The organism is Pseudomonas sp. 2835, assembly GCF_050435905.1.
GTDB lineage: Bacteria > Pseudomonadota > Gammaproteobacteria > Pseudomonadales > Pseudomonadaceae > Aquipseudomonas.
Map to the genome: position 1 here is coordinate 197,939 of NZ_JBNDLE010000004.1, position 23,901 is coordinate 221,839.

At 63.6% G+C, this 23,901-nt stretch carries 20 protein-coding genes and 4 tRNA genes; 2 read left to right on the top strand and 22 right to left on the bottom strand.

The window, feature by feature from the left end; translation table 11 throughout:
- Window positions 1-174 precede the first annotated feature (174 nt).
- Window positions 175-1,050 carry a DUF2242 domain-containing protein gene (locus ABIE20_RS07175; protein ID WP_429503955.1) on the bottom strand — a complete coding sequence of 292 codons (876 nt, stop codon included), beginning with the start codon at window positions 1,048-1,050 and terminating at the stop codon, window positions 175-177.
- Between the two features lie 266 nt (window positions 1,051-1,316).
- Here ABIE20_RS07175 and ABIE20_RS07180 point away from each other — a divergent pair, with 266 nt between their 5' ends.
- Window positions 1,317-2,870, top strand: a complete 1,554-nt coding sequence (locus ABIE20_RS07180) for a methyl-accepting chemotaxis protein (protein WP_429503957.1) — start codon at window positions 1,317-1,319, stop codon at window positions 2,868-2,870.
- Between the two features lie 8 nt (window positions 2,871-2,878).
- Here ABIE20_RS07180 and ABIE20_RS07185 read toward each other — a convergent pair whose 3' ends face one another.
- From ABIE20_RS07185 to leuC, 21 genes are all read right to left on the bottom strand, one after another.
- Window positions 2,879-3,628: an SDR family oxidoreductase gene (locus ABIE20_RS07185; RefSeq protein ID WP_429503958.1), complete on the bottom strand. Its 750-nt coding sequence runs from the start codon at window positions 3,626-3,628 to the stop codon at window positions 2,879-2,881.
- A 214-nt stretch (window positions 3,629-3,842) separates the two neighbouring features.
- Window positions 3,843-3,919 (bottom strand) — tRNA-Asp (locus ABIE20_RS07190).
- A 111-nt stretch (window positions 3,920-4,030) separates the two neighbouring features.
- Window positions 4,031-4,107 (bottom strand) — tRNA-Asp (locus tag ABIE20_RS07195).
- A 99-nt stretch (window positions 4,108-4,206) separates the two neighbouring features.
- Window positions 4,207-4,283, bottom strand: a tRNA-Asp gene (locus ABIE20_RS07200).
- Between the two features lie 76 nt (window positions 4,284-4,359).
- Window positions 4,360-4,435 (bottom strand) — tRNA-Val (locus ABIE20_RS07205).
- 180 nt (window positions 4,436-4,615) lie between these two features.
- Window positions 4,616-5,374, bottom strand: a complete 759-nt coding sequence (locus ABIE20_RS07210) for an SDR family oxidoreductase (RefSeq protein ID WP_429504275.1) — start codon at window positions 5,372-5,374, stop codon at window positions 4,616-4,618.
- 11 nt (window positions 5,375-5,385) lie between these two features.
- Window positions 5,386-6,597, bottom strand: coding sequence for an O-succinylhomoserine sulfhydrylase (locus ABIE20_RS07215; protein ID WP_429503960.1), 1,212 nt, complete (start codon window positions 6,595-6,597; stop codon window positions 5,386-5,388).
- Window positions 6,598-6,612: 15 nt separating this feature from the next.
- Complete coding sequence (gene purF / locus ABIE20_RS07220; RefSeq protein WP_010223267.1) at window positions 6,613-8,118, bottom strand: amidophosphoribosyltransferase; 1,506 nt, start codon at window positions 8,116-8,118, stop codon at window positions 6,613-6,615.
- Window positions 8,119-8,159: 41 nt separating this feature from the next.
- A complete protein-coding gene (locus ABIE20_RS07225; protein ID WP_045195095.1) occupies window positions 8,160-8,714 on the bottom strand; it encodes a CvpA family protein in 555 nt (184 codons plus the stop codon).
- Window positions 8,715-8,813: 99 nt separating this feature from the next.
- Complete coding sequence (locus ABIE20_RS07230) at window positions 8,814-9,470, bottom strand: SPOR domain-containing protein (RefSeq protein ID WP_429503962.1); 657 nt, start codon at window positions 9,468-9,470, stop codon at window positions 8,814-8,816.
- Window positions 9,454-10,761: a bifunctional tetrahydrofolate synthase/dihydrofolate synthase gene (gene folC, locus ABIE20_RS07235; RefSeq protein WP_429503964.1), complete on the bottom strand. Its 1,308-nt coding sequence runs from the start codon at window positions 10,759-10,761 to the stop codon at window positions 9,454-9,456. Before folC ends, ABIE20_RS07230 begins: the two co-directional genes overlap by 17 nt.
- Window positions 10,758-11,678, bottom strand: a complete 921-nt coding sequence (gene accD / locus ABIE20_RS07240; RefSeq protein WP_429503966.1) for an acetyl-CoA carboxylase, carboxyltransferase subunit beta — start codon at window positions 11,676-11,678, stop codon at window positions 10,758-10,760. Before accD ends, folC begins: the two co-directional genes overlap by 4 nt.
- A 279-nt stretch (window positions 11,679-11,957) precedes the next feature.
- Window positions 11,958-12,578 (bottom strand): phosphoribosylanthranilate isomerase, encoded by a 621-nt coding sequence (locus ABIE20_RS07245; protein WP_429503968.1) that lies wholly within the window; start codon window positions 12,576-12,578, stop codon window positions 11,958-11,960.
- Between the two features lie 61 nt (window positions 12,579-12,639).
- Complete coding sequence (gene truA / locus ABIE20_RS07250) at window positions 12,640-13,464, bottom strand: tRNA pseudouridine(38-40) synthase TruA (RefSeq protein WP_184959567.1); 825 nt, start codon at window positions 13,462-13,464, stop codon at window positions 12,640-12,642.
- 120 nt (window positions 13,465-13,584) lie between these two features.
- Window positions 13,585-16,329: a FimV/HubP family polar landmark protein gene (locus ABIE20_RS07255; RefSeq protein ID WP_429503970.1), complete on the bottom strand. Its 2,745-nt coding sequence runs from the start codon at window positions 16,327-16,329 to the stop codon at window positions 13,585-13,587.
- A 70-nt stretch (window positions 16,330-16,399) separates the two neighbouring features.
- Window positions 16,400-17,410 (bottom strand): aspartate-semialdehyde dehydrogenase, encoded by a 1,011-nt coding sequence (locus ABIE20_RS07260; protein WP_429503971.1) that lies wholly within the window; start codon window positions 17,408-17,410, stop codon window positions 16,400-16,402.
- A 175-nt stretch (window positions 17,411-17,585) separates the two neighbouring features.
- Window positions 17,586-18,698 carry an aspartate-semialdehyde dehydrogenase gene (gene asd, locus ABIE20_RS07265; RefSeq protein ID WP_010223256.1) on the bottom strand — a complete coding sequence of 371 codons (1,113 nt, stop codon included), beginning with the start codon at window positions 18,696-18,698 and terminating at the stop codon, window positions 17,586-17,588.
- Window positions 18,699-18,766: 68 nt separating this feature from the next.
- Complete coding sequence (gene leuB / locus ABIE20_RS07270; RefSeq protein WP_045195110.1) at window positions 18,767-19,849, bottom strand: 3-isopropylmalate dehydrogenase; 1,083 nt, start codon at window positions 19,847-19,849, stop codon at window positions 18,767-18,769.
- 53 nt (window positions 19,850-19,902) lie between these two features.
- Window positions 19,903-20,667 (bottom strand): class I SAM-dependent methyltransferase, encoded by a 765-nt coding sequence (locus ABIE20_RS07275; RefSeq protein ID WP_115085982.1) that lies wholly within the window; start codon window positions 20,665-20,667, stop codon window positions 19,903-19,905.
- Between the two features lie 116 nt (window positions 20,668-20,783).
- Window positions 20,784-21,428 (bottom strand): 3-isopropylmalate dehydratase small subunit, encoded by a 645-nt coding sequence (gene leuD / locus ABIE20_RS07280; protein ID WP_429503975.1) that lies wholly within the window; start codon window positions 21,426-21,428, stop codon window positions 20,784-20,786.
- Complete coding sequence (gene leuC, locus ABIE20_RS07285; RefSeq protein WP_429503976.1) at window positions 21,425-22,858, bottom strand: 3-isopropylmalate dehydratase large subunit; 1,434 nt, start codon at window positions 22,856-22,858, stop codon at window positions 21,425-21,427. Before leuC ends, leuD begins: the two co-directional genes overlap by 4 nt.
- A gap of 130 nt (window positions 22,859-22,988) precedes the next feature.
- Between leuC and ABIE20_RS07290 the strand changes: the two genes are divergently transcribed.
- Window positions 22,989-23,873, top strand: coding sequence for a LysR family transcriptional regulator (locus ABIE20_RS07290; protein ID WP_429503977.1), 885 nt, complete (start codon window positions 22,989-22,991; stop codon window positions 23,871-23,873).
- Window positions 23,874-23,901 lie beyond the last annotated feature (28 nt).

The following is a 23,901-nucleotide window of genomic DNA, read 5'->3' on the forward strand; positions in this document are numbered from 1 at the left end:
CGACCGGGTCGAGCTCAATGGCGCGGTATTCGAGTAGTTCTTCTTGATAGTCGTCCATCGTCTGCTCCGTTGTTTCTCATTCATGTCATTGATTCATCAACGAGCCTAAAGTGCCGTGATGAAAGAAAAATGACAATGACGCTTATCAAAACAACGTAGCGGAGACTGCAGAATTTACAGCGGCGCCTGCTCGCTGCTGGCCGGTGCTGCCGGGGCGATGGTCGGGGTCGGCTCGGTCGCCGCCGGCGTGGTGCTGTCCTGGACGCTGATCGGCGCAGCTTCGGCTGGCGGCGGCACCGGCTTCGAACCGTTGCTGTCATCCACCACGGGTGCGGCAGGCGCCTCGGCAGACGGGGCCGGAGCAGGCTCGCTGACCGGTACGGCAGGCACCGGTGCAGCTGGCGCAGGCGCCTCTGCGGGCACCGGAGCCAGGGCCGCCGCTGGTGCTGCTGGCGCAGTCTCTGGCACACCCAGCTCCACTGCCGGTTTGGCCTCAGGCTTGGGGTTGGATTTTTTCTTGGTTTCCTTGGGCAGGAAGCTTTCCACCAGAGCGAAGTAACGCTCGTAGAACTTGGCCGAGGTCACGGTCTCGCTGGCAACCTTGACCATCGAGTCGTCACTGGAGCCGATCGGCATCGATACCGAACCCAGCACGCCGACGCCAAGGCTGGCCGAGGTGTTGGATTTTTTCAGGGCATAGCGGTCCTGCAGGGCGTTGGCGAACATGGTCGAACGCTGCTCGTCGCCGCTGTCACGGGCACAGACCACGTTGAAGCTGATCTGCAGGTGCGAATCGCCGGTCTGCTGGAAACTCTTGTTGCCATTGACCTGGCCAGCGTCGCTGCTGGTGATGATATAGCCCTGGCTGAGCAAGGCGCGGCGGGCCGCTTCGCAGGTGCCGGCTTCACTGACCGGAAAGCTGCGCGAGAAGGTACCCGAGTCGTCGAAATTCTCGTGTTCGTAAATGGCAGCTTTCTTCGAAGAACAGCCGGAAACACCCGCCAGCACAAGGGCCAGCCCGAGCGCACCGCAGACGGTTGACTTTGACATTGCAAATCCTGAGGAAACGGTCGGCGCCTATTGTGCAACACATCGACGGAATGCTGAAACCACAGGCTGGCAATCACCGCAGAAAATTCATGCAAGTGGCCAGCGGCGGCCCCTGATGCCGGGGTTTGACCACTTGTCGATAAGCCCACAGGCGCTTCACTCAATCCCTACCGGCAGATCGGATCCATCTGACTTTTATCCTGCACATTCTGCTACTACGCTGGCAACTAGCCATCACCGCCAACCGGTCGACAGGAGTTATTTCGGTGAAAAACCTATCTGTGAAAATCAAGCTGCTGCTTGGCTTTGCGCCCATCCTGGTGCTGATGGCGCTACTCGCCATTACCGCCATCAACAGCTTGAACACCCTCACCCAACGCGCCGACCGCCTGGTGTCGGTCAACTACATCCTCGACAACCTCAATGAGATGCGCGCCGCCCAACTGAGCTTCGAGCAACGCCGCGACGGCACGTTCGCCAGCCAGTTGGCCCAGGCCCATCAGGAGGCCAGTCGCTTAATCGAGGAAAACCTCGCCGCCCTTCCCGATGCCGACTCGCAGCGCCTGCTCAAGGCCACTGGCGCCACCCTCAAGCAGTACCTGGACCAGTTCGAACAACTCAAAGCAGCTACCGGCGGCACCCTGTTACAGACCAAGCTTCACGACCAGTTACTCAAGAACGTGCACCAGGGCCTGGAGGCGATCAACCAGCTGATCACCCTGCAAAACCAGAAGAGCACCGAAGAGTCCAGCGACAGCCGCAGCCTGATGCTCGCCTTGCTGTTCGCCGCCCTGCTGCTGGGCGTGCTGATCAGTGCACTGATCATCCGCCAGGTTACCCAGCCGCTGCGCCAGGCCGTGGAAATTGCCCGGCGCATTGGCGAAGGCGATCTGACCAACAGCGCCAGCGAACCGCGTCGCGACGAGTTCGGCCAGTTGCTGCAGGCGCTGGCGCAAAGCGGTGAAAACCTGCGGGAAATGCTTGGCCAGGCCGGGCATGTCACCCGCCAGCTGTCGACCGCCGCCGAAGAGCTGTCGACCATCACCGAACAGACCAGCGCCGGTATCACCAGCCAGAAGGTCGAAACCGACCAAGTGGCCACGGCGATGAGCGAAATGGTCGCTACCGTACAGGAAGTTGCACGCAACGCCGAAGAAGCCAGCGAAGCCACGCGTCAGGCCGACAGCCAGGCCAAACAGGGCAACCGTGTGGTGCAGCAGGCCCTCAGCCAGATTGGCCAGCTGGCCAATGACATCGGCAACTCGGCCAGCGCGGTGAGTTTGTTGTCGGAAGAAAGCGAGCGCATCGGCACGGTAATGACAGTGATCAACGCCATTGCCGAGCAGACCAATCTGTTGGCACTCAATGCCGCCATCGAAGCGGCGCGCGCGGGCGAGGCCGGGCGCGGCTTTGCCGTGGTTGCCGACGAGGTTCGCGGGTTGGCCCAGCGCACCCAGCAATCGACAGCGCAGATCGAGACACTGATCGTGTCCTTGCAACAGGGAGCACAGAAGGCCGCCGAGATGATGCACGCCAACCAGCAGCAGGTCGGCGACACGGTGGAGCTGGCCAACCAGGCCGGGATCGAACTGCAGGCCATCACCCAGACCGTGACCAGCATCCAGAGCATGAACCTGCAGATCGCCACCGCCGCCGAACAGCAGAGCAGCGTCGCCGAATCGATCAACCGCAGCGTGCTCAGCGTGCGCGACGTTGCCGAGCAGTCGTCCACCGCGTCGCAGCAGACTGCCGCCTCTTCGGTGGAACTGGCGCGCCTGGGCAGCGAACTGCAACAACTGGTGGCGCGCTTTCGGGTCTGACGGCCAGGTCAGCCGAACAAGCCGCCGTCGTCGCTATCGATAACGATCGACGACAGGCTCACATGCCGCGGCCGGGTCACAGCAAACAATACGGCCTCGACCACGTCACGGTTGGTGCCGCGCTCGCCCTTCTGGCGCTGGGCGGCTGCCTCCCAGGCAGGTTCGGTCGGGGAGATATCGTCCAGGTACGGCGGGTGCACGCACAGCGAGCGGATCGGCGTACCGGCCAGTTGCTGACGCAAGCCCTCGGCCAAGGCTCGCTGGGCGTGCTTGGCGGCGTAGAACGGCACTGAGACGCTGTGCAAGGCGGCGTTGGGCAGCGCACTGATCGAACCTATGGTGACGATGTCCGGGCGCTGGGAGCGGCGCAGGGACGCCAGCAGGCCCTGGGTGAAGAGGAAGGTGCCGGTGACTGCGGCGTTGATCACGCCGTGGACGTCTTCCGGGGAATAGCCCTGCTCGTTCTGCTCCAGCCACATGGCACCGTTGTTGATCAACAGGTCGATAGTGGGGAAGCGCTGGCTGATGGCTTGCGTCGCGCAGGTGACGCTGGCGCTGTCAGCAAGGTCGACCTGGACAGTCAATGGCAGTTGAGCGGTGCGGGTTTCGATCGTGGCAGCGACTTGGGCCAGTGCTGCTTCGTTGCGGCCACAGAGCACCACCTTGCAACCGGCGTCGGCCAGGGAGATGGCTAGCGCTGCCCCCAGGCCGCGTCCGGCACCGGTGATGACCGCGATCAAGTCTTGAAGATTGTTCATCCTGAACCTCAGTGGAAGACTGGAGGCTCTAGCATAACGGTTGTGAGGACTGGATGTAGACCAAGTAGGCCTCATCGCTGGCAAGGCCAGCTCCCACAAGTTTTGTGTACACCGCGCTCCTGTGGCCGGCCTTGCCGGCGATGACCGCACCACAGTGCCGAAATTCAGGCACAAAAAAAGCGACCCGAAGGTCGCTTTCTTTGGTACTGCAATATGGCGCAGCGGACGGGACTCGAACCCGCGACCCCCGGCGTGACAGGCCGGTATTCTAACCGACTGAACTACCGCTGCGTGTCGTGCTCACCCGAGCTGCGCAAAGGCTGCAAATCTCGGGCACAAAAAAAGCAACCTCAGGTCGCTCTCTTTGTTGCTTCGAGGAGTTCAAGGGCCTCGAAGCGAAGATGGCGCAGCGGACGGGACTCGAACCCGCGACCCCCGGCGTGACAGGCCGGTATTCTAACCGACTGAACTACCGCTGCGTATCGTACAGGCTTGCGCCCGCTTGAAACTGGGATCTGGCTACAAGGCTGTTTGGCCTTGGAACCTCAAACCGGTCGCTAAACCGATCTGGAGAAAAGTGGCGCAGCGGACGGGACTCGAACCCGCGACCCCCGGCGTGACAGGCCGGTATTCTAACCGACTGAACTACCGCTGCGCATATGGACTTGCGTCCTGTTCCTCTCTGGTAACACCTTCTTGCGAAAGTGTCGGGCCAGGAACATCTCAGGAAGTGGTGGGTGATGACGGGATCGAACCGCCGACCCTCTGCTTGTAAGGCAGATGCTCTCCCGGCTGAGCTAATCACCCGTGTGCTTCGCTGAGGTGGCGAAATTTACGCAGGTATCGAACCTAAGTCAATACCCTGATTGAAGTTTTTTTCACGGAGGTGAAAAAAACAGCTTCAAGCTTCAAGCTGCAAGCCCCAAGAAAAAGCAAAATCAAAAGCACAACGCGGACATCTTGCCGCTTGAAGCTTGTCGCTTGCCGCTACCGATAAATCATCTTCTTGGTCATGCCGCCGTCGACCACGAATTCCTGGCCGGTGACGAAGCCGGCGTTGCGCGACAGCAACCAGGCCACCATCGCCGCCACGTCTTCCACCGTCCCTACCCTGCCCGCCGGATGCTGGGCATGGTCGGCTTCGCTCAGGGGCTCGGCACGGCGCTGGGCAGGATCACGGGCATCGATCCAGCCGGGGCTGACGGCGTTGACGCGAATCTCCGGGCCCAGGCTCATGGCCAGGGCGTGGGTCAGGGCCAGCAGCCCGCCCTTGCTCGCGGCATAGGCCTCGGTGTCGGGTTCTGATTGCGCAGCGCGGGTGGAGGCCAGGTTGACGATCGCCCCGCCGTGGGCGCGCAGGTACGGCGCACAGTGCTTGGCCAGCAGCATCGGGCCACCGAGGTTGACCGCCAGCACACGATTCCAGTGGGCCAGGCTCAGGCTTTCGAGGGTGGTGTTGTGCGGGTCGGCAATCGCCGCGTTGCACACCAGGGCATCAAGCCGGCCAAACTGACCCAGCACTTCGGCCACGCCAGTCATCACCTGGGCTTCGTCGGCGACATCCATGCCAACGAACCAGGCATTGTCGCCGAGCACCTTGGCCACTTTCGCGCCACGGGCCCGGTCGAGGTCGGTGAGCACCACCTGCCAGCCTTCGCTGATCAGCCAGGCGGCAATGCCCAGGCCGATGCCCCGCGCGGCCCCGGTGACCAGGGCGACGCGACCGTTATGGCTGCTGTCGCCCACCGACCAGTCGATCACAGCGCCGCCAGCCCGCGGGCCAGGTCGGCCTTGAGGTCAGCGACGTCTTCCAGGCCCACGGCAACCCGGATCAGGCTGTCGCGAATCCCGGCCGCCTCACGCTCCTGCGGCGACAGACGGCCGTGGGAGGTGGTCCCCGGGTGGGTAATGGTGGTCTTGCTGTCACCCAGGTTGGCGGTGATCGAAATCAGCCGGGTGGCGTCGATGAAGCGCCAGGCGCCTTCTTTACCGCCTTTGACCTCAAAGCTCACCACCGCGCCAAAGCCGCTCATCTGCTGCTTGGCCAGCTCATGCTGCGGATGGCTCTGCAGGCCCGCGTAGTGGACCTTGTCGATACCGTCCTGCTGCTCCAGCCACTCGGCCAGGGCCTGGGCATTGGCGCAGTGAGCGCGCATGCGCAGGTTGAGGGTTTCAAGGCCCTTGAGAAAGATCCAGGCGTTGAACGGGCTCAGCGACGGCCCGGCGGTGCGCAGAAAGCCCACCACTTCCTTCATCTGCTCGCTGCGCCCGGCAACCACGCCGCCCATGCAACGGCCCTGGCCGTCGATGAACTTGGTTGCCGAGTGCACGACGATGTCGGCACCCAGCTTCAGCGGCTGCTGCAAGGCCGGGGTGCTGAAGCAGTTGTCGACCACCAGCTGCGCGCCCTTGGCATGGGCGATCTCGGCCAGGGCAGCGATATCCACAAGCTCCGCCAAGGGGTTGGACGGTGACTCGACGAACAGCAGCTTGGTGTTGGCCTTGATCGCCTGGTCCCAGCCGGCCAGATCGGTCAGCGGCACGTAGTCGACCTGCACGCCGAAGCGCTTGAAGTACTTCTCGAACAGGCTGATGGTCGAACCGAAGACGCTCTGCGACACCAGCACATGGTCGCCAGCGCTGCACAGGGCCATGACGGTCGAAAGAATCGCCGACATGCCGGTGGAGGTGGCAACCGCCTGCTCGGCGCCTTCAAGGGCGGCGATGCGCTCTTCGAACGCGCGCACGGTCGGGTTGGTGTAGCGTGAATAGACGTTGCCTGGAACCTCGCCGGCGAACCGCGCGGCGGCATCGGCCGCCGTACGGAACACGTAGCTGGAGGTGAAGAACAGCGGATCGCTGTGCTCACCTTCCGGCGTGCGATGCTGGCCGGCGCGTACCGCCAGCGTGTCGAAAGCGACCCCTTCAAGGTCGCTGTCCAGGCGCCCGGCATCCCATTCCTGTGTCATGCCGCTGCTCCTAACTTAGTTGTTGTAGAGGTCGATGATCGCGCTGACCGCCTGGTTCTTGACCTTGGAGGCGTCGTTGCGCGCCTGCTCGATCTTGTCCAGGTAGGCTTCGTCGATGTCGCCGGTGACGTACTTGCCGTCGAACACCGCGCAATCGAAATGCTCGATCTTGATCTTGCCACCGCCGACCGCTTCGATCAGGTCCGGCAGGTCCTGGTAGACCAGCCAGTCGGCGCCGATCAGTTCGGCGACATCCTGGGTGCTGCGATTGTGCGCGATCAGCTCGTGGGCGCTCGGCATGTCGATGCCGTAGACGTTAGGGAAGCGAACCGCCGGGGCGGCCGAGCAGAAGTAGACGTTTTTCGCGCCGGCTTCGCGGGCCATCTGGATGATCTGCTTGCAGGTGGTGCCGCGCACGATCGAGTCGTCCACCAGCATCACGTTCTTGCCGCGGAATTCCAGCTCGATGGCGTTGAGTTTCTGGCGTACCGACTTCTTGCGTGCGGCCTGGCCGGGCATGATGAAGGTACGGCCGATGTAGCGGTTCTTGACGAAGCCTTCGCGGAACTTGACGCCCAGGTGGTTGGCCAGTTCCAGCGCCGCGGTGCGGCTGGTGTCGGGAATCGGGATGACCACGTCGATATCGTGGTCAGGGCGCTCGCGCTGGATCTTCTCGGCCAGCTTCTCGCCCATGCGCAGGCGCGCCTTGTACACCGAGACGCCGTCGATGATCGAGTCGGGGCGGGCCAGGTAGACGTGTTCGAAGATGCACGGCGACAGCTGCGGGTTAGTCGCGCACTGACGGGTGTGCAGCTTGCCCTCTTCAGTGATGTACACCGCTTCGCCCGGGGCCAGGTCACGGATCAGGGTGAAGCCCAGCACGTCCAGCGAAACGCTTTCGGAAGCGATCATGTACTCGACGCCTTCGTCGGTGTGACGCTGGCCGAACACGATCGGGCGGATACCGTTGGGGTCGCGGAAACCGACGATGCCGTAGCCGGTGATCATCGCCACCACCGCGTAACCGCCGACGCAACGGTTGTGCACGTCGGTGACTGCGGCGAACACGTCTTCTTCGGTCGGTTGCAGCTTGCCACGCACCGCCAGCTCATGGGCGAAGACGTTGAGCAGCACTTCCGAGTCGGAGCTGGTGTTGACGTGGCGCAGGTCGGACTCGTAGATCTCCTTGGCCAGCTGTTCGACGTTGGTCAGGTTGCCGTTGTGCGCCAGGGTGATGCCGTAGGGCGAGTTGACGTAGAACGGCTGGGCCTCGGCCGAGGTCGAGCTGCCCGCGGTCGGGTAGCGCACGTGGCCGATACCCATGTGACCGACCAGGCGCTGCATATGGCGCTGCTGGAACACGTCACGGACCAGGCCGTTGTCCTTGCGCAGGAATAACCGGCCATCATGGCTGGTCACAATACCGGCAGCGTCCTGGCCGCGGTGCTGGAGGACGGTTAGCGCGTCATACAGCGCCTGATTGACGTTCGACTTACCGACGATACCGACGATGCCACACATGCGACGCAACCCCTACTTAATGAAACTGGATTGAAAAGCGCTCAAGGCGTTTTGGGCCCCAGCAGCTGTTCCTGGAACGGGAGATCAGCCGGTGCGCTGATCCCGCTGGCTAGCCACTGACTGGTGAACCCCAGAATGAGGTTTTTCGACCAGTCAGCCACCAATAGAAATTGTGGCAGGAGGCGAGACTCCTGCCACCACTGATCCTGTTGTACCGGCCCCAGGCTCAACAGCCCGACAGCCACTACCACCAGCAAGGCCCCACGGGCGGCACCAAAGGCCATGCCCAGGAAGCGGTCGGTCCCGGACAGCCCGGTGACGCGAATCAGCTCGCCGATGAGAAAGTTGATCATGGCCCCCACCAGCAGGGTGGCGACGAAAAGAATGGCGCATCCGGCGATGACCCGGGCCGAAGGCGTCTGGATATAAGCTTCCAGGTACTGCGACAGCGAGCCACCGAACATCCAGGCCACGGCACCGGCGATGATCCAGGTAAGCAGCGACAAGGCCTCTTTGACAAAGCCGCGCTTGAGACTGATCAGCGAAGAAATGGCGATGATCGCGAGAATCGCCCAGTCGACCCAGGTAAATGCCACAGTGTTGCCTGCAAACGGATAAGGCGGCGCATTTTACCAGAGCAACGGGCTGTCGGTAAGCAGTGATTTACCGCCCGGTACGGGCCGGGCGGCAAGGGTTCAGCTGCGCTCGGGCTGGAAGCGTACGACAAAGCCCTTGAGCTTCTGCTGGCGGTTGATCACATCGCGCAGGCGCTCGGCCTCGGCGCGCTCGATCAACGGCCCGACATACACCCGGTTCATACCTTCGGCCGAACGGATATAGGCGTTGTAGCCCTGGCTGCGCAGGGTTTTCTGCAAGTTGTCGGCACTGGCCCGATTGGACAGGCTGGCCATCTGGATCGACCAGCTGACCGGCAGGCCGTTGGCGTCGATCTTGCCAGCTGCTGGCTTGGCCGCGGTAGCGACCGTGGCCGCTGGCTTGGCTTCAACCTTGACTGGCGCTGGCGTAGCGGGTTTTGCAGCGACAGCCGGTGCAGCCGGCGCTGGCGTAGCAGTGGGCGCCGGGGCAATCGGTGTGCTCGGCGCCTGCACCGGAGCTGCAGGCTGCTCGACAATCACCGGCTCTTCAGCCAGAACCTGCGGCTCCGGGACTTGCACAGGCTCCACCTGCACTTGTGGCAGGCTCGGCGCGGCCGGAGCCTCAGGGGCTTCGACGCGCACCTGGCGCATTTCGTCTTCGCGCGAGAACAGCATCGGCAGGAAGATCACCGCCAGTGCCACCAGCACCAGCGCCCCGACCATGCGTTGCTTGACCACTTTATCCAGCAATGCCATTTGCCCCGTCCTCCGTGGCCTGCCGGTCGAGCCACTGCAAGGCTTCGCCGACACAGAAAAATGATCCGAACAGCAGGATTTCGTCATCCGCCGTTGCCTGCGCGCACTGCCCTTCCAGCGCGGCGGCAACGCTGGGGTAAGACTGCACCGCAGCGCCAAGGTTCGTTAGCGCCGCCTGCAACTCGGCAGCCGGCCGGCTGCGGGCGGTGTCCAGCGGTGCCACGGCCCAGGCCTGAACCTGGTGCTGCAGCGGCTTGAGCACACCGTCAAGGTCCTTGTCGGCGAGCAAACCGAACACCGCCAGGCGCTTGCCCTGCGGCGGCCGGGCGGCCAGGCGCTGAGCCAGGTACTCGGCAGCATGCGGGTTGTGCCCGACATCCATGAGGATAGTCAAAGGTTTGCCTTGCCAGGTGAAAGCCCGGCGATCAAGGCGCCCGACCATGCGCGTGCTGCGCAAAGCCTCGGTGATCTGCCCCGCGTCCCACGGCAGGTCGAGCAGCAGGTAGGCCTGCAGCGCCAGGGCGGCGTTTTCCATCGGCAGGTCGAGCAACGGCAAATCCTGCAACTCGACCACCTCGCCGCGGGCATTGACCCCGCGCCACTGCCAGTACTGCTCGGTGCTGGCCAGGTCGAAGTCGCGACCGCGCAAAAACAGCGGGCTGTTCAAGGAGTGGGCCTTGTCCAGCAACGGCTGCGGCGGGTTGAGGTCGCCACACAGGGCCGGCTTGCCTGCACGGAAGATCCCGGCCTTCTCGAAGGCCACCAACTCGCGGGTATCGCCCAGGTAGTCGATATGGTCAACGCCGATGCTGGTGACCAGCGCCAGGTCGGCATCGACGATATTGACGGTATCCAGGCGCCCGCCCAGGCCGACTTCGAGCACCACGGCGTCGAGCGCCGCCTGCTTGAACAGCCAGAACGCCGCCAGGGTGCCTGCTTCGAAGTAGGTCAGGGAGATGTCGCCGCGGGCCGCTTCGACAGCGGCGAAGGCTTCGCACAGTTGCTCATCGCCGGCTTCAGCGCCGTTGATCTGCACCCGCTCGTTGTAACGCAGCAGGTGCGGCGAGCTGTAGACGCCGACCTTGAGGCCCTGGGCGCGCAGCAACGCGGCAACGAAGGCACAGGTCGAACCCTTGCCGTTGGTGCCGGTCACGGTGATTACCCGTGGCGCCGGCTGGCCCAGCCCGAGCCGCGCAGCGACCTGTTGCGAACGCTCCAGGCCCATGTCGATGGCCGACGGATGCAACTGCTCGAGGTAGGCGAGCCAGTCGCCAAGGGTACGTTGGGTCATACGGTAGCAGGCGCCGGCGGCACGACGATCGGCTCGATAACAGGTGCGACGAACTTCGGCGTCGGCAGGCCCATCATTTGTGCCAGCAGGTTGCCCAGGCGCGGACGCAGTTCCTGACGCGGGATGATCATGTCGATGGCGCCGTGCTCCAGGAGAAACTCGCTGCGCTGGAAGCCTTCTGGCAGCTTCTCGCGTACGGTCTGCTCGATCACCCGCGGGCCGGCGAAGCCGATCAGCGCTTTCGGCTCACCGACGATGACATCGCCGAGCATCGCCAGGCTGGCGGAAACGCCGCCGTAGACCGGGTCGGTCAGCACCGAGATGAACGGGATGCCTTCTTCGCGCAGACGCGCCAGTACCGCCGATGTCTTGGCCATCTGCATCAGCGAGATCAGCGCTTCCTGCATGCGCGCACCGCCGGAGGCCGAGAAGCAGACCATCGGGCAGCGGTTTTCCAGGGCGTAGTTGGCGGCACGGACGAAACGCTCGCCGACGATGGCGCCCATCGAGCCACCCATGAAGGAGAATTCAAAGGCGCTGACCACGATCGGCATGCCCAGCAGGGTTCCGCTCATGGAGATCAGTGCGTCTTTCTCGCCGGTCTGCTTCTGGGCAGCAGTCAGGCGGTCCTTGTACTTCTTGCCATCGCGGAACTTCAGGCGGTCGACCGGCTCCAGGTCAGCGCCCAGCTCGGCGCGGCCTTCGGCATCGAGGAAGATGTCGATACGGGCGCGGGCGCCGATACGCATGTGATGGTTGCACTTAGGGCAGACATCCAGGGTCTTTTCCAGCTCCGGACGATACAGCACGGCCTCGCAGGACGGGCACTTGTGCCACAGGCCTTCAGGGACCGAACTCTTCTTCACCTCGGAACGCATGATCGAAGGGATCAGTTTGTCTACTAACCAGTTGCTCATGCTTTCTTTCTCCAGTAGCGGCGACCGGCAGGCTATGGCTGCCGGCTCGCGCGTATGCCCTTGAGCTCAATTCGTGTATGACGCGATGAAGATGCGGCTCCGGCGCCCGCCTGCAGCGAGCCACCCCGATACCGCACCCTCGTCAACCTGTAAGGGCGACGCCCGTGGCGTCACCCGCTAATTTCGACCGGCCCATGGGCGCGATCCGGCAGCACCGGGCTGCGAAAGCTATGGACGATGGCGCGCGGCCAGCCGTCACATCCGCAGCATGCAGCGTTTTCACGCCTGCTTGACCGCACGGATAAACGCCTCGATCCGTGCCGGGTCCTTGATGCCCTTGGCCTGCTCCACTCCCCCGCTGACATCCACCGCATAAGGCCGTACCTGCTGGATGGCTTGCGCGACGTTATCAGGCGACAGGCCACCAGCGAGGATGATCGGCTTGCTCAGTTGCGCAGGCACCAACGACCAGTCGAAGGACTCGCCAGTGCCGCCGGGCACGCCCGCCACATAGGTATCGAGAAGTATGCCGCTGGCGCCGCTGTACAGCTTGCAGCTGGCCTCCAGGTCGTCGCCCGGACGCACCCGCAAGGCCTTGATCCATGGACGGTTGTGACCTGCGCATTCAGCCGGGGTTTCATCGCCATGGAACTGCAGCAGGTCCAGCGGCAACGCTTCGAGGATTTCCGTCAGCTCGCAACGGCTGGCGTTGACGAACAGGCCGACGGTGGTGACGAACGGCGGCAAGGCGGCGATGATCGCCCGCGCCTGCTGCACATCGACCGCCCGCGGGCTCTTGGCATAGAACACCAGGCCGATGGCATCGGCGCCCGCCTCGGCTGCGGCCAGCGCATCCTCGATGCGGGTAATGCCGCAGATTTTGCTGCGAACGGCGCTCATGACCTGTGAACCTCAGCAGAAAGCGGAAAGTCCCGGATGTTAGCAAATGGCTTGCGGGCCGTCAGCCCGTCAATGCCTCGTAGCCGGTAATGAAGTGTGGGCCGATGTAACGCTCGGGCAGCTCGAACTCGTCGTGGTACTCGACCTGCACCAGGTACAGCCCGTACGGATGGGCAGTCACCCCGCCGGCGCGCCGCTCGCGGCTTTGCAGCACTTCCAGGGCCCATTCCGGCGGCCGTTCGCCAGCGCCGATGGTCATCAGCACGCCGGCAATGTTGCGCACCATGTGGTGCAGGAAGGCGCTGGCGCGGATGTCGAGGACGATCATCTGGCCGTGGCGGGTAACGCGCAGGTGATGGAGGTTCTTGACCGGCGACTTGGCCTGGCACTGGCCGGCGCGAAAGGCACTGAAATCGTGGGTGCCGACCAGGTACTCGGCAGCCAGGGCCATGCGCTCGGCGTCCAGCGGCCGGTGGTTCCAGGTCACCTCTTCGCCCAGGTGCGCCGGGCGGATCTGGTCGTTGTAGATCACGTAGCGGTAACGCCGGGCAATGGCCTTGAAGCGCGCATGGAAGTGCGCCGGCATCTGCTTGGCCCAGGACACGCTGATGTCGTGCGGCAGGTTGATGTTGGCGCCCATGGTCCAGCCCTTCATGCTGCGCACCGCCTGGGTGTCGAAATGCACCACCTGGCCGCAGGCATGCACGCCGGCATCGGTGCGTCCGGCGCAATGCAGGGTGACCGGCGAATCGGCCACCCGCGACAAGGCTTCTTCGAGGGTTTGCTGCACGCTTGCCACGCCACTGGCCTGGCGCTGCCAGCCGCGGTAGCGCGAACCTTTGTACTCAACGCCCAGGGCGATACGAAAGAAGCCTTCGGCGGCCACTTCGGCAGCCGCGTTATCAATGATTTCCAAGGGGATACAGCCTGTCGGTTTAGCAGATGGCGGCAATTATAACGACAACGGCAGCCACTTGGGCTGCCGTTGCTTTTACACAGGGTGAACTCAGACCAGGCGCGAGAGCAGCTCGTCGGCTTCCTGGCGCTGGGCATCGCTGCCGTCCTTGCGCACTTCGTCAAGAATGTCGCGGGCACCGTCATGGTCGCCCATGTCGATATAGGCCCGGGCCAGGTCGAGCTTGGTGGCCACTTCGTCGGCGCCGCCGAGGTAGTCGAAATCATCGTCGAGGTCGTCGCTGATCGCGGCGTCCGCTTCGCTGAAATGCGGTTCGATCGACGGCTGCTCAAGGCTTTGCGACAGCTTGTCGAGTTCGGCGTTGACGTCATCGAGCTCCGAGGCAAAGTTTTTATCCTCCTGCGAGTCGTCCAGCGACAGCGACAGGTCGAAGTCTTCCGGCAGGTCCAGCTCGCTCAGCGGGTCGAACTCCGGCATGGCTTCATCAAACGCCGCCAGCTCTGCGGCGATATCGACGGTCTCGCCGTTCGGCGCCAGCGCCGGCTCGTCGCCAGCAACGTCGAGGTCGAAATCGGCGAGGTCGTCCAGGGCCTGCTCAGGCTCGGCAAGGTGCTCTGCGAGCAAGGCGTCGAAGTCCGGTTGCGCCGGGCTGGCTTCGCTCGCGACTTCTTCGGCCTGTGGCGCTTCGACGGCCAGCGAAGGCTCGTCAAGCAGTGGCGGCGCATCCAGCTCCAGGCCTTGCAGGTCGTCATCCAGGCTCAAGTCGAAGGCGCTGTCCAGGTCGTCTTCAGGCACAGGCTCAAGCTCAGCCGGCGATTCTTCGACCACAGGCTCAGGCTCGGCGACCTGCTCGGCCTCTGCTTCTGGCTCAACGGCTGGCTCGACGGCTGGCTCTGCCTCGGCCACCGGCTCGGCAGGCGCCTCGTCCTGCAGCAGCTCCTGGACATACTGGGCATCCAGCTCGGCCGCCAGCGCCGCAGCACTAACGCCTGCCGCCGCGACGGCGAGCATGGCCGGGAAGCGATTTTTCAAGGCCTCGACATCGGCGTGGTTCTGGCCGGTGGCAATCAGCTGCCGCTCGTGGCCGACAAAGGCGTCGCGGTCGCCCTGGCGGGCATAGACTTCCATCAGTTTCAGACGCAGGTCGCTGCGCTCAGGCGCTGCGGCGACGGCAGGCTCGAGCAGCTCGGCGGCATGATTGAGGCGGCCGCGGGCAATGCTCAGTTGCGCTTCATCGAGCACGGCGTCGCCGGTCGGTGCCGCAGGGCTGGCCGCCGGAGCAACCAGCGGCGCTGCAATCGGGCCTTGCACCGGCTTGCTGGGTTCAGGCTCGGCAATGACAGGCGCCGGCTCTTCGGCAGGCAACGCGGCAGCTGTCGCAGCCGCAGCAGACGCGGCTACCACTGCCGGCGCCAGGGTCACGCTCGGCGGCGCGATGTCCAGGCCTTCGAAACTGCTGGGCGGCAGGTCCAGGTCGGGCGCGCGGTCGCTTTCTTCAGCCAGGGCCCGGGCCATGCGCAGGTGTTTTTCCGCTTCCTGGTCGGCCTTGCGCTTGCGGGCCAGCAACAGCAACAGAAGCAGCAGCACCAACAGCGCGGAACCGGCGATCAGCGCCAGCAACAACGGGTTGCCGAGCAGATCGTCGAGCATCTTGTTCGAGTCAGCCGGCGCTTGTTCGACGGCGGCAGGCTGCGCCGGGTCAACCGGTGCGGTATCGACCGCAGCCGGTGCCGGCGAAACCACAGGTTCGGCGGGTGCCGGGGCCGGTTGTAGCTCAGCGGCGATGGCTGGAGGTTGGGCCGGAGCGGCTTCAGGCGCTGGCGCGGCGGCGCCCTGGGCTTCAAGCTTGGCCAACTGATCGTTCTTCAGCGCAATCAGGCGCTGCAGTTTGTCCAGTTGGCTCTGCAGGTCGGCCATGCGGCTTTTCAGTTCTTCGTTGTCACGACGGCTGGTGTCCAGGCTTTCCTGGGCCACGGCCAGCTTGTCGTTGAGACCTTTGCCATCCGCAGCGCCCTTGCTGCCGGGGGCAACCAGCTTGAGGTTGTCCTGGTTGGCGATGCGTGCCGGCGCCGCCTCAGTGCCGCTGCGCCGGGTGGCGTCAAGCTGGCGCGCACGCGGGCCCAGACGCCGGCCTTCGCGCCAGGCAGCGTACTGCTCGGCAACCTCGGTGACGGCCTGGCCCTGAGGAATACTGGTGATCTGCTGTTGATCGGGCAGGCGCAGGACCTGGCCGGTCTTCAGCAAGTTGATATTGCCGTTGATAAAGGCATCCGGGTTCAGTGCCTGGATGGCCAGCATGGTCTGCTGCACCGACCCGCCCTGACGGGCTTTCGAGGCAATTTCCCACAGGGTGTCGCGACGCACGGTGGTGTAGTTTGCCGCAGTCACCGCAGGCGCAACGCCGGCCGGCGCCGGTTGCCCGGCCGGGGTGTTGAACTTGGCCGGGTCGATCAGCACGCTGTAGTCACGCAGCAGGCGGCCGCTCGGCCACATGACCTGGACCAGGAACTTGACCATCGGCGCCGGCAGCGGCTGGCTCGAAGTCACCCGCAACACGCTCTTGCCGTTGGGGTTGATCACCGTGGTGAAGTTCAGGTCATTGAGAAACGCCTGGCGCTCGACACCGGCCTTGGCGAACTCTTCGGGCGGCGCCAGGCTCGGCGCCACTTCGGCCGCGGTCAGGTCGCGGACATCGAGCAGTTCGATCTCGGCATCCAGGGGCTGGTTCTGCGCTGACTTCAAGGTCAGCTCGCCCAACCCGAGGGCATGCGCCATACCGGACGACAGCGCCGACGCCGCGGCAATTGCTAAGACCAGTTTGCGAATTCGAAGCATGACCTCTTCCTTTGAATGAACCTTCCCCGGCAACCGAGAACAAGTGGGGCAAATTGTCGGCAAGTATCTTTTACACAAGGCCTTTTATCAACAATTGCGCCAGCTGTACCGCGTTCAGGGCCGCGCCTTTGCGCACATTGTCGGTGGTCAGCCAGAGGTTGAGCTGCTCAGCCTCGTCGATTCCACCGCGTACCCGTCCAACATAGACCACGTCCTGGCCCACTGCGTCACCCACCGGCGTCGGATAATCACCCTCCTCCACCAGTTCAATGCTCTCAGCAGCTTCCAGCGCGGCATTGACCGCCGCCAGGTCGACTGGCGTGCGGCTTTGCACGGACACACTGTAGCTATCGCCGAAAAACACCGGGACTTGAACGCAGGTCACGGAAATCTTCAGTGAAGGCAAGCCGAGCACTTCGCGCAACTCGCTGACCAGGCGGCGCTCCAGGGCGCCATGGCCTTCGGCATCGCTGGCGCCAACCTGGGCCAGCAGGTTGAACGCCATCTGCCGGTCGAAGAAGCGCGGCTCCAGCGGCCGCGCATTGAGCAGCTCGGCAGTCTGCCGGGCCAGTTCATTGACCGCCTCGCGGCCCTGGGCCGAGACCGCCAGGCAGGCGGTGACGTTGACACGCTCAAGTTCCAGCAGGCCCTTGAGTGGCGCCAGGGCGACTGCCAGGGCGATTGCCGCACTGCTCGGGCTGCTCAGTTGCAGCGGCGCCTTGAGGCTGTCGAGCACTGCCGGGTTGGCTTCCGGCACCACCGCTGGCGCCTGCTCGGCCGGCAGGCCGCCGGACAGGTCGATGACTGCGCAACCGGCCGCCTGGGCCCGCGGCGCGAAGCTGCGGGTCACTGCCGGGCCGGCGGCAAAGAAGGCCAGCTTGACCTTGCTGAAGTCGAAGCTGTCGACCTCGCGCACGCGCAGGCTCTTGCTGCGAAACATCACCCCGCTGCCCGCCGATTCGTTGCTGGCCAGCAGGTGCAGGGTGCCGACCGGGAAATCGCACTCGTCGAGGATCTGCACGAGGGTCTCACCGACAGTACCGGTGGCACCGATAACGGCGATATCAATAGGCTGGGTCATGGAAAAATCCTCTGCTGAAACGGCGGGAGCGGCACTTTACTTGGATTCTCATGCGCGGGACACCTGAATCGCGGGTCAAGTCGAGTCGTCGCACCGCCGCTCCCACAGCGTGGACCACCCACAAAAAAGCCCGCGCTGTCTCCAGCACGGGCTTGGGTTCAACACTGCCTGGCGATCAACGCTCCAGGAGGATGCGCAGCATGCGCCGCAGCGGCTCGGCCGCGCCCCACAGCAGCTGGTCACCAACGGTGAAGGCGCCCAGGTACTGGGAACCCATGTTCAGCTTGCGCAGGCGGCCCACCGGAATGTTCAGGGTACCGGTGACGTTGGTCGGGCTGAGCTCCTGCATGCTGATTTCACGCTGGTTCGGCACCAGTTTCACCCAAGGGTTGTGCTGGCTGATCATGCCTTCGATGTCGGCAATCGGCACGTCCTTGTTCAGCTTGATGGTCAGCGCCTGGCTGTGGCAACGCATGGCGCCGATGCGCACGCAGATGCCGTCGACCGGGATCGGGCTCTTGAAGCGGCCGAGGATCTTGTTGGTCTCGGCCTGGGCCTTCCACTCTTCACGGCTCTGGCCGTTAGGCAGCTCTTTGTCGATCCACGGGATCAGGCTGCCGGCCAGCGGCACGCCGAAGTTCTCGGTCGGGTAGGCTTCGCTGCGCATGGCCTCGGCGACCTTGCGGTCGATGTCGAGGATGGCGCTGGCCGGGTTGGCCAGGTCATCGGCGACCGCCGCGTGGGTCGCGCCCATCTGGCGGATCAGCTCGCGCATGTTCTGCGCGCCGGCGCCGGAGGCTGCCTGGTAGGTCATGGCGCTCATCCACTCGACCAGGCCGGCTTCGAACAGCCCGCCCAGGCCCATCAGCATCAAGCTGACGGTGCAGTTGCCGCCGATGTAGTTCTTGGTACCGGCGTCGAGCTGCTGGTCGATGACCTTGCGGTTGACCGGGTCGAGCACGATGACCGCATCATCCTGCATGCGCAGGCTGGAGGCGGCGTCGATCCAGTAGCCCTGCCAGCCTGCTTCACGCAGCTTGGGGAAGACTTCGTTGGTGTAGTCGCCGCCCTGACAGGTCAGGATCACATCGAGGGTCTTGAGCTCTTCAATGCTGTAAGCGTCCTTGAGCGGAGCAATATCCTTGCCCACTGCCGGACCCTGGCCACCGACGTTGGAGGTGGTGAAGAACACCGGCTCGATAAGATCAAAATCCTGCTCTTCCAGCATCCGCTGCATGAGCACGGAACCGACCATACCGCGCCAACCGATCAGACCTACACGTTTCATCGCAACTACACCTTTGCTAAAAAGTGGGCCGCTGCTTCACTGGGAAAAACAGCAGCGGGCCCGAGAGATTACAGATTCCGCAGCGCTGCGACTACTGCGTCGCCCATTTCCTGCGTACCCACCTTGCTGCAACCGTCCGACCAGATGTCGCCGGTGCGCAGCCCCTGATCCAATACCAGGCTGACGGCCTTTTCAATGGCCTCGGCTGCCGCCTGCTGGTTGAAGCTGTAACGCAGCATCATCGACACCGACAAAATGGTCGCCAGCGGGTTGGCAATACCCTGGCCGGCGATGTCCGGTGCCGAACCGTGGCAAGGCTCGTACATGCCCTTGTTGTCGGCATCCAGCGACGCTGATGGCAGCATGCCAATGGAGCCGGTGAGCATGGAAGCTTCATCCGACAGGATGTCGCCGAACATGTTGTCGGTGACCATCACGTCGAACTGTTTGGGTGCACGCACCAGTTGCATGGCGGCGTTGTCGACGTACATGTGGCTGAGTTCGACGTCCGGGTAATCCTTGGCCACTTCCTCGACGATCTCGCGCCACAGCTGGCTGGAGGCCAGGACGTTGGCTTTGTCGACCGAACAGAGTTTTTTACCGCGCACGCGGGCCATGTCGAAACCGACCCGGGCGATACGGCGGATTTCACTCTCGCTGTATGGCAGGGTGTCGTAGGACTGGCGCTCGCCGCCCTCCAACTCGCGGGTGCCGCGTGGCGCGCCGAAGTAAATACCGCCAGTCAGCTCGCGAACGATGAGGATGTCCAGGCCGGCGACAATTTCTGGCTTGAGTGACGAAGCGTCGGCCAGTTGCGGGTAGAGGATCGCCGGACGCAGGTTGGCGAACAGGCCCAGTTGCGAGCGGATTTTCAGCAGGCCGCGTTCAGGGCGAATGTCGCGCTCGATCTTGTCCCACTTCGGCCCGCCAACGGCGCCGAGCAGCACGGCGTCGGCCTTGCGTGCACGTTCCAGGGTCTGGTCGGCCAGCGGCACGCCGTGCTTGTCGATGGCGGCGCCGCCGATGACGTCGTGCTCCAGGCTGAAACCGAGCTGGAACTTGTCGTTGGCCAGTTCCAGCACCTTGACCGCCTCGGCCATGATTTCCGGACCGATGCCATCACCTGGAAGAATCAGAATCTGCTTGCTCATGCTTTCCTCTATTCAATTCAAGCGGCACGCCCTGTTGGCCTGCCGGAAAAAACCTAGCGTTCGGCCCAGAGCACCACGACATCGGTGCTGAACGAGCCGTCGGCTTCAATCTGGTAATACTGCCGTACTTCTTCGCCCATCGCCTGCTGCAATTGGCGGATGGCGCCACGCATCACTTCAGGGGTGCGCATGCGCTCGACCCACGAACTGTATTCCAGGCGCAGACGCTGGCGGCTGTGGCTGCGAGTGAACAGGCCGGCCTCGCTGACCTGCTGCAGCCATTCGCTGGCCGAATAATCGCGCACATGGCTGGTGTCGCGCAGCACCTCGACGCTCTGCAGGTAGGTGTCGAGCAGCGGGCTGCCCGGCGACATCACGTCGATAAAGGCTGCCACGCCACCGGGCTTGAGCACCCGCTTCACTTCCCGCAGCGCCAGGCCCAGGTCGCTCCAGTGGTGCGCCGAGTAGCGGCTGAAGACGAAATCGAACGAAGCATCGGCGAACGGCAGGCGCTCGGCGGCGCCACGTTCGGTGACGATGTTCTCGAAGCCACGCTCGGCGGCAGCAGCGGCAACCACGTCGAGCATCTGCTGCGACAGGTCATAGGCCACCACTTCACGCACCAGCGGGGCAACGTGGAAACTCACATGGCCGGCGCCACAGCCAAGGTCCAGCAGACGTGCGCGGCCTTGGCCGGCAAGCTCGGCCTGTAGCAGGGCGAACTCGCTGCCCTGGGCATGCACGGCGCTGCTCAGGTAGGCACTGGCCTGTTCGCCGAACTGGCGCTGGACGACATCCTTATGGGTGGTGCTGGTCATTGCGATCTCCTTGACCTCATCGCTGGCAACGCCAGCTCCCAAACAGGCTGTGGTGCTCACAGCATCTGTGGGAGCCGGCCTTGCCGGCGATGGCGTCAGCCGGTTCACCGTATTAGTCAGACGTCACGAAACAACCAGGGCTGGCTGGCCCGGTGCTTGGTTTCAAACGCGGCAATCGCATCGCCATCCTGCAAGGTCAGGCCGATGTCATCCAGGCCGTTGAGCAGGCAGTGCTTGCGAAACGCGTCGATCTCAAAGGTCAGCACCTTGCCGTCCGGACGGGTCACGGTCTGTGCCTGCAAGTCGATGTTCAACTGGTAACCCGGATCGGCTTCAACCTGCTTGAACAGCTCGTCGACTTCCTCATCGCTGAGGATGATCGGCAGCAAGCCGTTCTTGAAGCTGTTGTTGAAGAAGATGTCGGCATAGCTCGGCGCGATGATGCTGCGAAAGCCGTACTCTTCCAGGGCCCACGGCGCATGTTCACGGCTCGAGCCGCAACCGAAGTTCTCGCGGGCGAGCAACACGCTGGCACCTTGATAACGCGCGTGGTTAAGCACGAAATCCGGGTTCTGCGGGCGCTTGCTGTTGTCCTGGTACGGCTGGCCAACATCCAGGTAGCGCCACTCATCGAACAGGTTGGGGCCAAAGCCGGTGCGCTTGATCGACTTCAGGAACTGCTTGGGAATGATCTGGTCGGTGTCGACGTTGGCACGGTCCAATGGCGCGACAAGGCCGGTGTGCTGGGTAAAGGCTTTCATGCTGCGCTCCCTTGGATCAACTCGCGTACATCGACAAAACGGCCGGTAACGGCGGCGGCGGCGGCCATGGCCGGGCTCACCAGGTGGGTACGGCCACCGGCGCCCTGACGCCCTTCAAAGTTGCGGTTGGAGGTGGAGGCGCAATGTTCGCCACTCTCCAGGCGGTCGGGGTTCATCGCCAGGCACATCGAGCAACCCGGTTCACGCCACTCGAAGCCCGCTTCGAGGAAAATCTTGTCCAGGCCTTCTTTCTCGGCCTGGGCTTTGACCAGGCCCGAGCCCGGCACCACGATCGCCTGCTTGATGGTCGCGGCCACCTTGCGGCCCTTGGCGATTTCGGCGGCGGCGCGCAGGTCTTCGATGCGCGAGTTGGTGCAGGAGCCGATGAATACCCGATCAAGCTGGATGTCAGTGATCGCCTGGTTGGCGCTCAAGCCCATGTACTTCAACGCCCGTTCGATCGAGCCACGCTTGACCAGATCGGCTTCGGCAGCCGGGTCCGGCACGCGCTGGTCAACCGCCAAGACCATCTCCGGCGAGGTGCCCCAGCTGACCTGCGGCTTGATCTGCGCAGCGTCCAGCTCGATCACGGTGTCGAACACCGCATCGGCGTCGGAGACCAGGTCTTTCCAGGCTTCGACCGCTTGCGCCCATTGCTCGCCCTTGGGTGCATACGGGCGGCCCTTGACGTATTCGACGGTCTTTTCATCGGTAGCCACCAGGCCAACACGGGCACCGGCTTCGATGGACATGTTGCAGATGGTCATGCGCCCTTCGACCGACAACTCGCGAATCGCGCTGCCGGCGAACTCCATGGCATGGCCGTTGCCGCCGGCGGTGCCGATCTTGCCGATCACGGCGAGGACGATGTCCTTGGCGGTGACGCCGAACGGCAGCGTGCCTTCGACGCGCACCAGCATGTTCTTCATCTTTTTGGCCACCAGGCACTGGGTGGCGAGTACGTGCTCGACCTCGGAAGTACCAATACCGTGGGCCAGGGCGCCGAAGGCACCGTGGGTCGAGGTGTGCGAATCACCGCAGACCACGGTCATGCCCGGCAAGGTCGCGCCCTGCTCCGGGCCGATGACGTGGACGATGCCCTGACGCACGTCATTCATCTTGAATTCGACGATGCCATACTCGTCGCAGTTTTCATCGAGGGTCTGAACCTGCAAACGCGAGACCTGGTCGGCAATGGCGTCGATACCGCCCTTGCGCTCCGGGGTGGTCGGCACGTTGTGATCAGGCGTGGCGATGTTGGCATCGATGCGCCAGGGTTTGCGATTGGCCAGGCGCAGGCCTTCGAAGGCTTGCGGCGACGTCACTTCGTGGATGATGTGACGGTCGATGTAGATGAGCGCCGAACCATCGTCGCGCTGCTTGACCAAATGCGAATCCCAGAGCTTGTCGTAAAGCGTTTTGCCGGCCATCAGACTGTTCCTCATCAGCGTCTTTCTATGCCAATAACCCCTTGGCTTGTACGGACGATGCTATGCCGGTAGATTGAATAACTCAAATTCATAATTTTTATGCTTTGGATAACCAAAAGGAATCCGAGTAGTGGACCTGGCCAACCTCAATGCCTTTATCGCGATTGCCGAGACTGGCAGCTTCTCCGGGGCCGGCGAGCGCCTGCACCTGACCCAGCCGGCAATCAGCAAACGTATCGCCGGCCTTGAGCAGCAACTGGATGTGCGCCTGTTCGACCGCCTCGGCCGCGAGGTCAACCTGACCGAGGCCGGACGCGCGCTGCTGCCGCGCGCCTACCAGATACTGAATGTGCTGGACGACACCCGCCGGGCCCTGACCAACCTTACCGGGGAAGTCAGCGGGCGCCTGACCCTGGCCACCAGCCATCACATCGGCCTGCACCGCCTGCCGCCACTGCTGAGGGCCTTTACCCGCCAGTACCCGGCGGTGGCGCTGGACATCCAGTTTCTCGATTCAGAAGTTGCCTACGAAGAAATCCTCCATGGCCGCGCAGAGATCGCCGTCATCACCCTGGCCCCGGAGCCGCACCATTTGGTGCGCGCAGTGCCAGTATGGGACGACCTGCTGGACTTCGTCGCCGCCCCAGAGCACCCGCTGGCACGCAAAGGTGCGGTCAGCCTGGCCGACATTGCCCACCATCCGGCGGTGTTCCCCGGTGGTAACACTTTCACACACCATATCGTCCAGCGCCTGTTCGAAGCCCAAGGCCTGACCCCGAACATCGCCATGAGCACCAACTATCTGGAAACTATCAAGATGATGGTCTCCATCGGCCTGGCATGGAGCGTGCTGCCACGTACTATGCTCGACGAGCAGGTTGCGCCTATCGCCTTGCCGGGCATACAGCTGTCGCGCCAGCTAGGCTACATTCTGCACACCGAACGAACGTTATCGAATGCCGCCAGGGCCTTTATGGCATTGCTCGACAGCCATGCAAGCCCCTTGAACCACTGAGGTAGCACCCGGGCGCACCTGCCCGCTC

Bases quoted from the DNA above. Each gene is read 5' to 3' on its own strand.
- ABIE20_RS07175 (WP_429503955.1), bottom strand. From the start codon at position 1,050: ATGTCAAAGTCAACCGTCTGCGGTGCGCTCGGGCTGGCCCTTGTGCTG.
- ABIE20_RS07185 (WP_429503958.1), bottom strand. From the start codon at position 3,628: ATGAACAATCTTCAAGACTTGATCGCGGTCATCACCGGTGCCGGACGC.
- ABIE20_RS07215 (WP_429503960.1), bottom strand. From the start codon at position 6,597: ATGACACAGGAATGGGATGCCGGGCGCCTGGACAGCGACCTTGAAGGG.
- purF (WP_010223267.1), bottom strand. From the start codon at position 8,118: ATGTGTGGCATCGTCGGTATCGTCGGTAAGTCGAACGTCAATCAGGCG.
- ABIE20_RS07230 (WP_429503962.1), bottom strand. From the start codon at position 9,470: ATGGCATTGCTGGATAAAGTGGTCAAGCAACGCATGGTCGGGGCGCTG.
- folC (WP_429503964.1), bottom strand. From the start codon at position 10,761: ATGACCCAACGTACCCTTGGCGACTGGCTCGCCTACCTCGAGCAGTTG.
- accD (WP_429503966.1), bottom strand. From the start codon at position 11,678: ATGAGCAACTGGTTAGTAGACAAACTGATCCCTTCGATCATGCGTTCC.
- ABIE20_RS07245 (WP_429503968.1), bottom strand. From the start codon at position 12,578: ATGAGCGCCGTTCGCAGCAAAATCTGCGGCATTACCCGCATCGAGGAT.
- ABIE20_RS07255 (WP_429503970.1), bottom strand. From the start codon at position 16,329: ATGCTTCGAATTCGCAAACTGGTCTTAGCAATTGCCGCGGCGTCGGCG.
- ABIE20_RS07260 (WP_429503971.1), bottom strand. From the start codon at position 17,410: ATGACCCAGCCTATTGATATCGCCGTTATCGGTGCCACCGGTACTGTC.
- asd (WP_010223256.1), bottom strand. From the start codon at position 18,698: ATGAAACGTGTAGGTCTGATCGGTTGGCGCGGTATGGTCGGTTCCGTG.
- leuB (WP_045195110.1), bottom strand. From the start codon at position 19,849: ATGAGCAAGCAGATTCTGATTCTTCCAGGTGATGGCATCGGTCCGGAA.
- ABIE20_RS07275 (WP_115085982.1), bottom strand. From the start codon at position 20,667: ATGACCAGCACCACCCATAAGGATGTCGTCCAGCGCCAGTTCGGCGAA.
- leuD (WP_429503975.1), bottom strand. From the start codon at position 21,428: ATGAAAGCCTTTACCCAGCACACCGGCCTTGTCGCGCCATTGGACCGT.
- leuC (WP_429503976.1), bottom strand. From the start codon at position 22,858: ATGGCCGGCAAAACGCTTTACGACAAGCTCTGGGATTCGCATTTGGTC.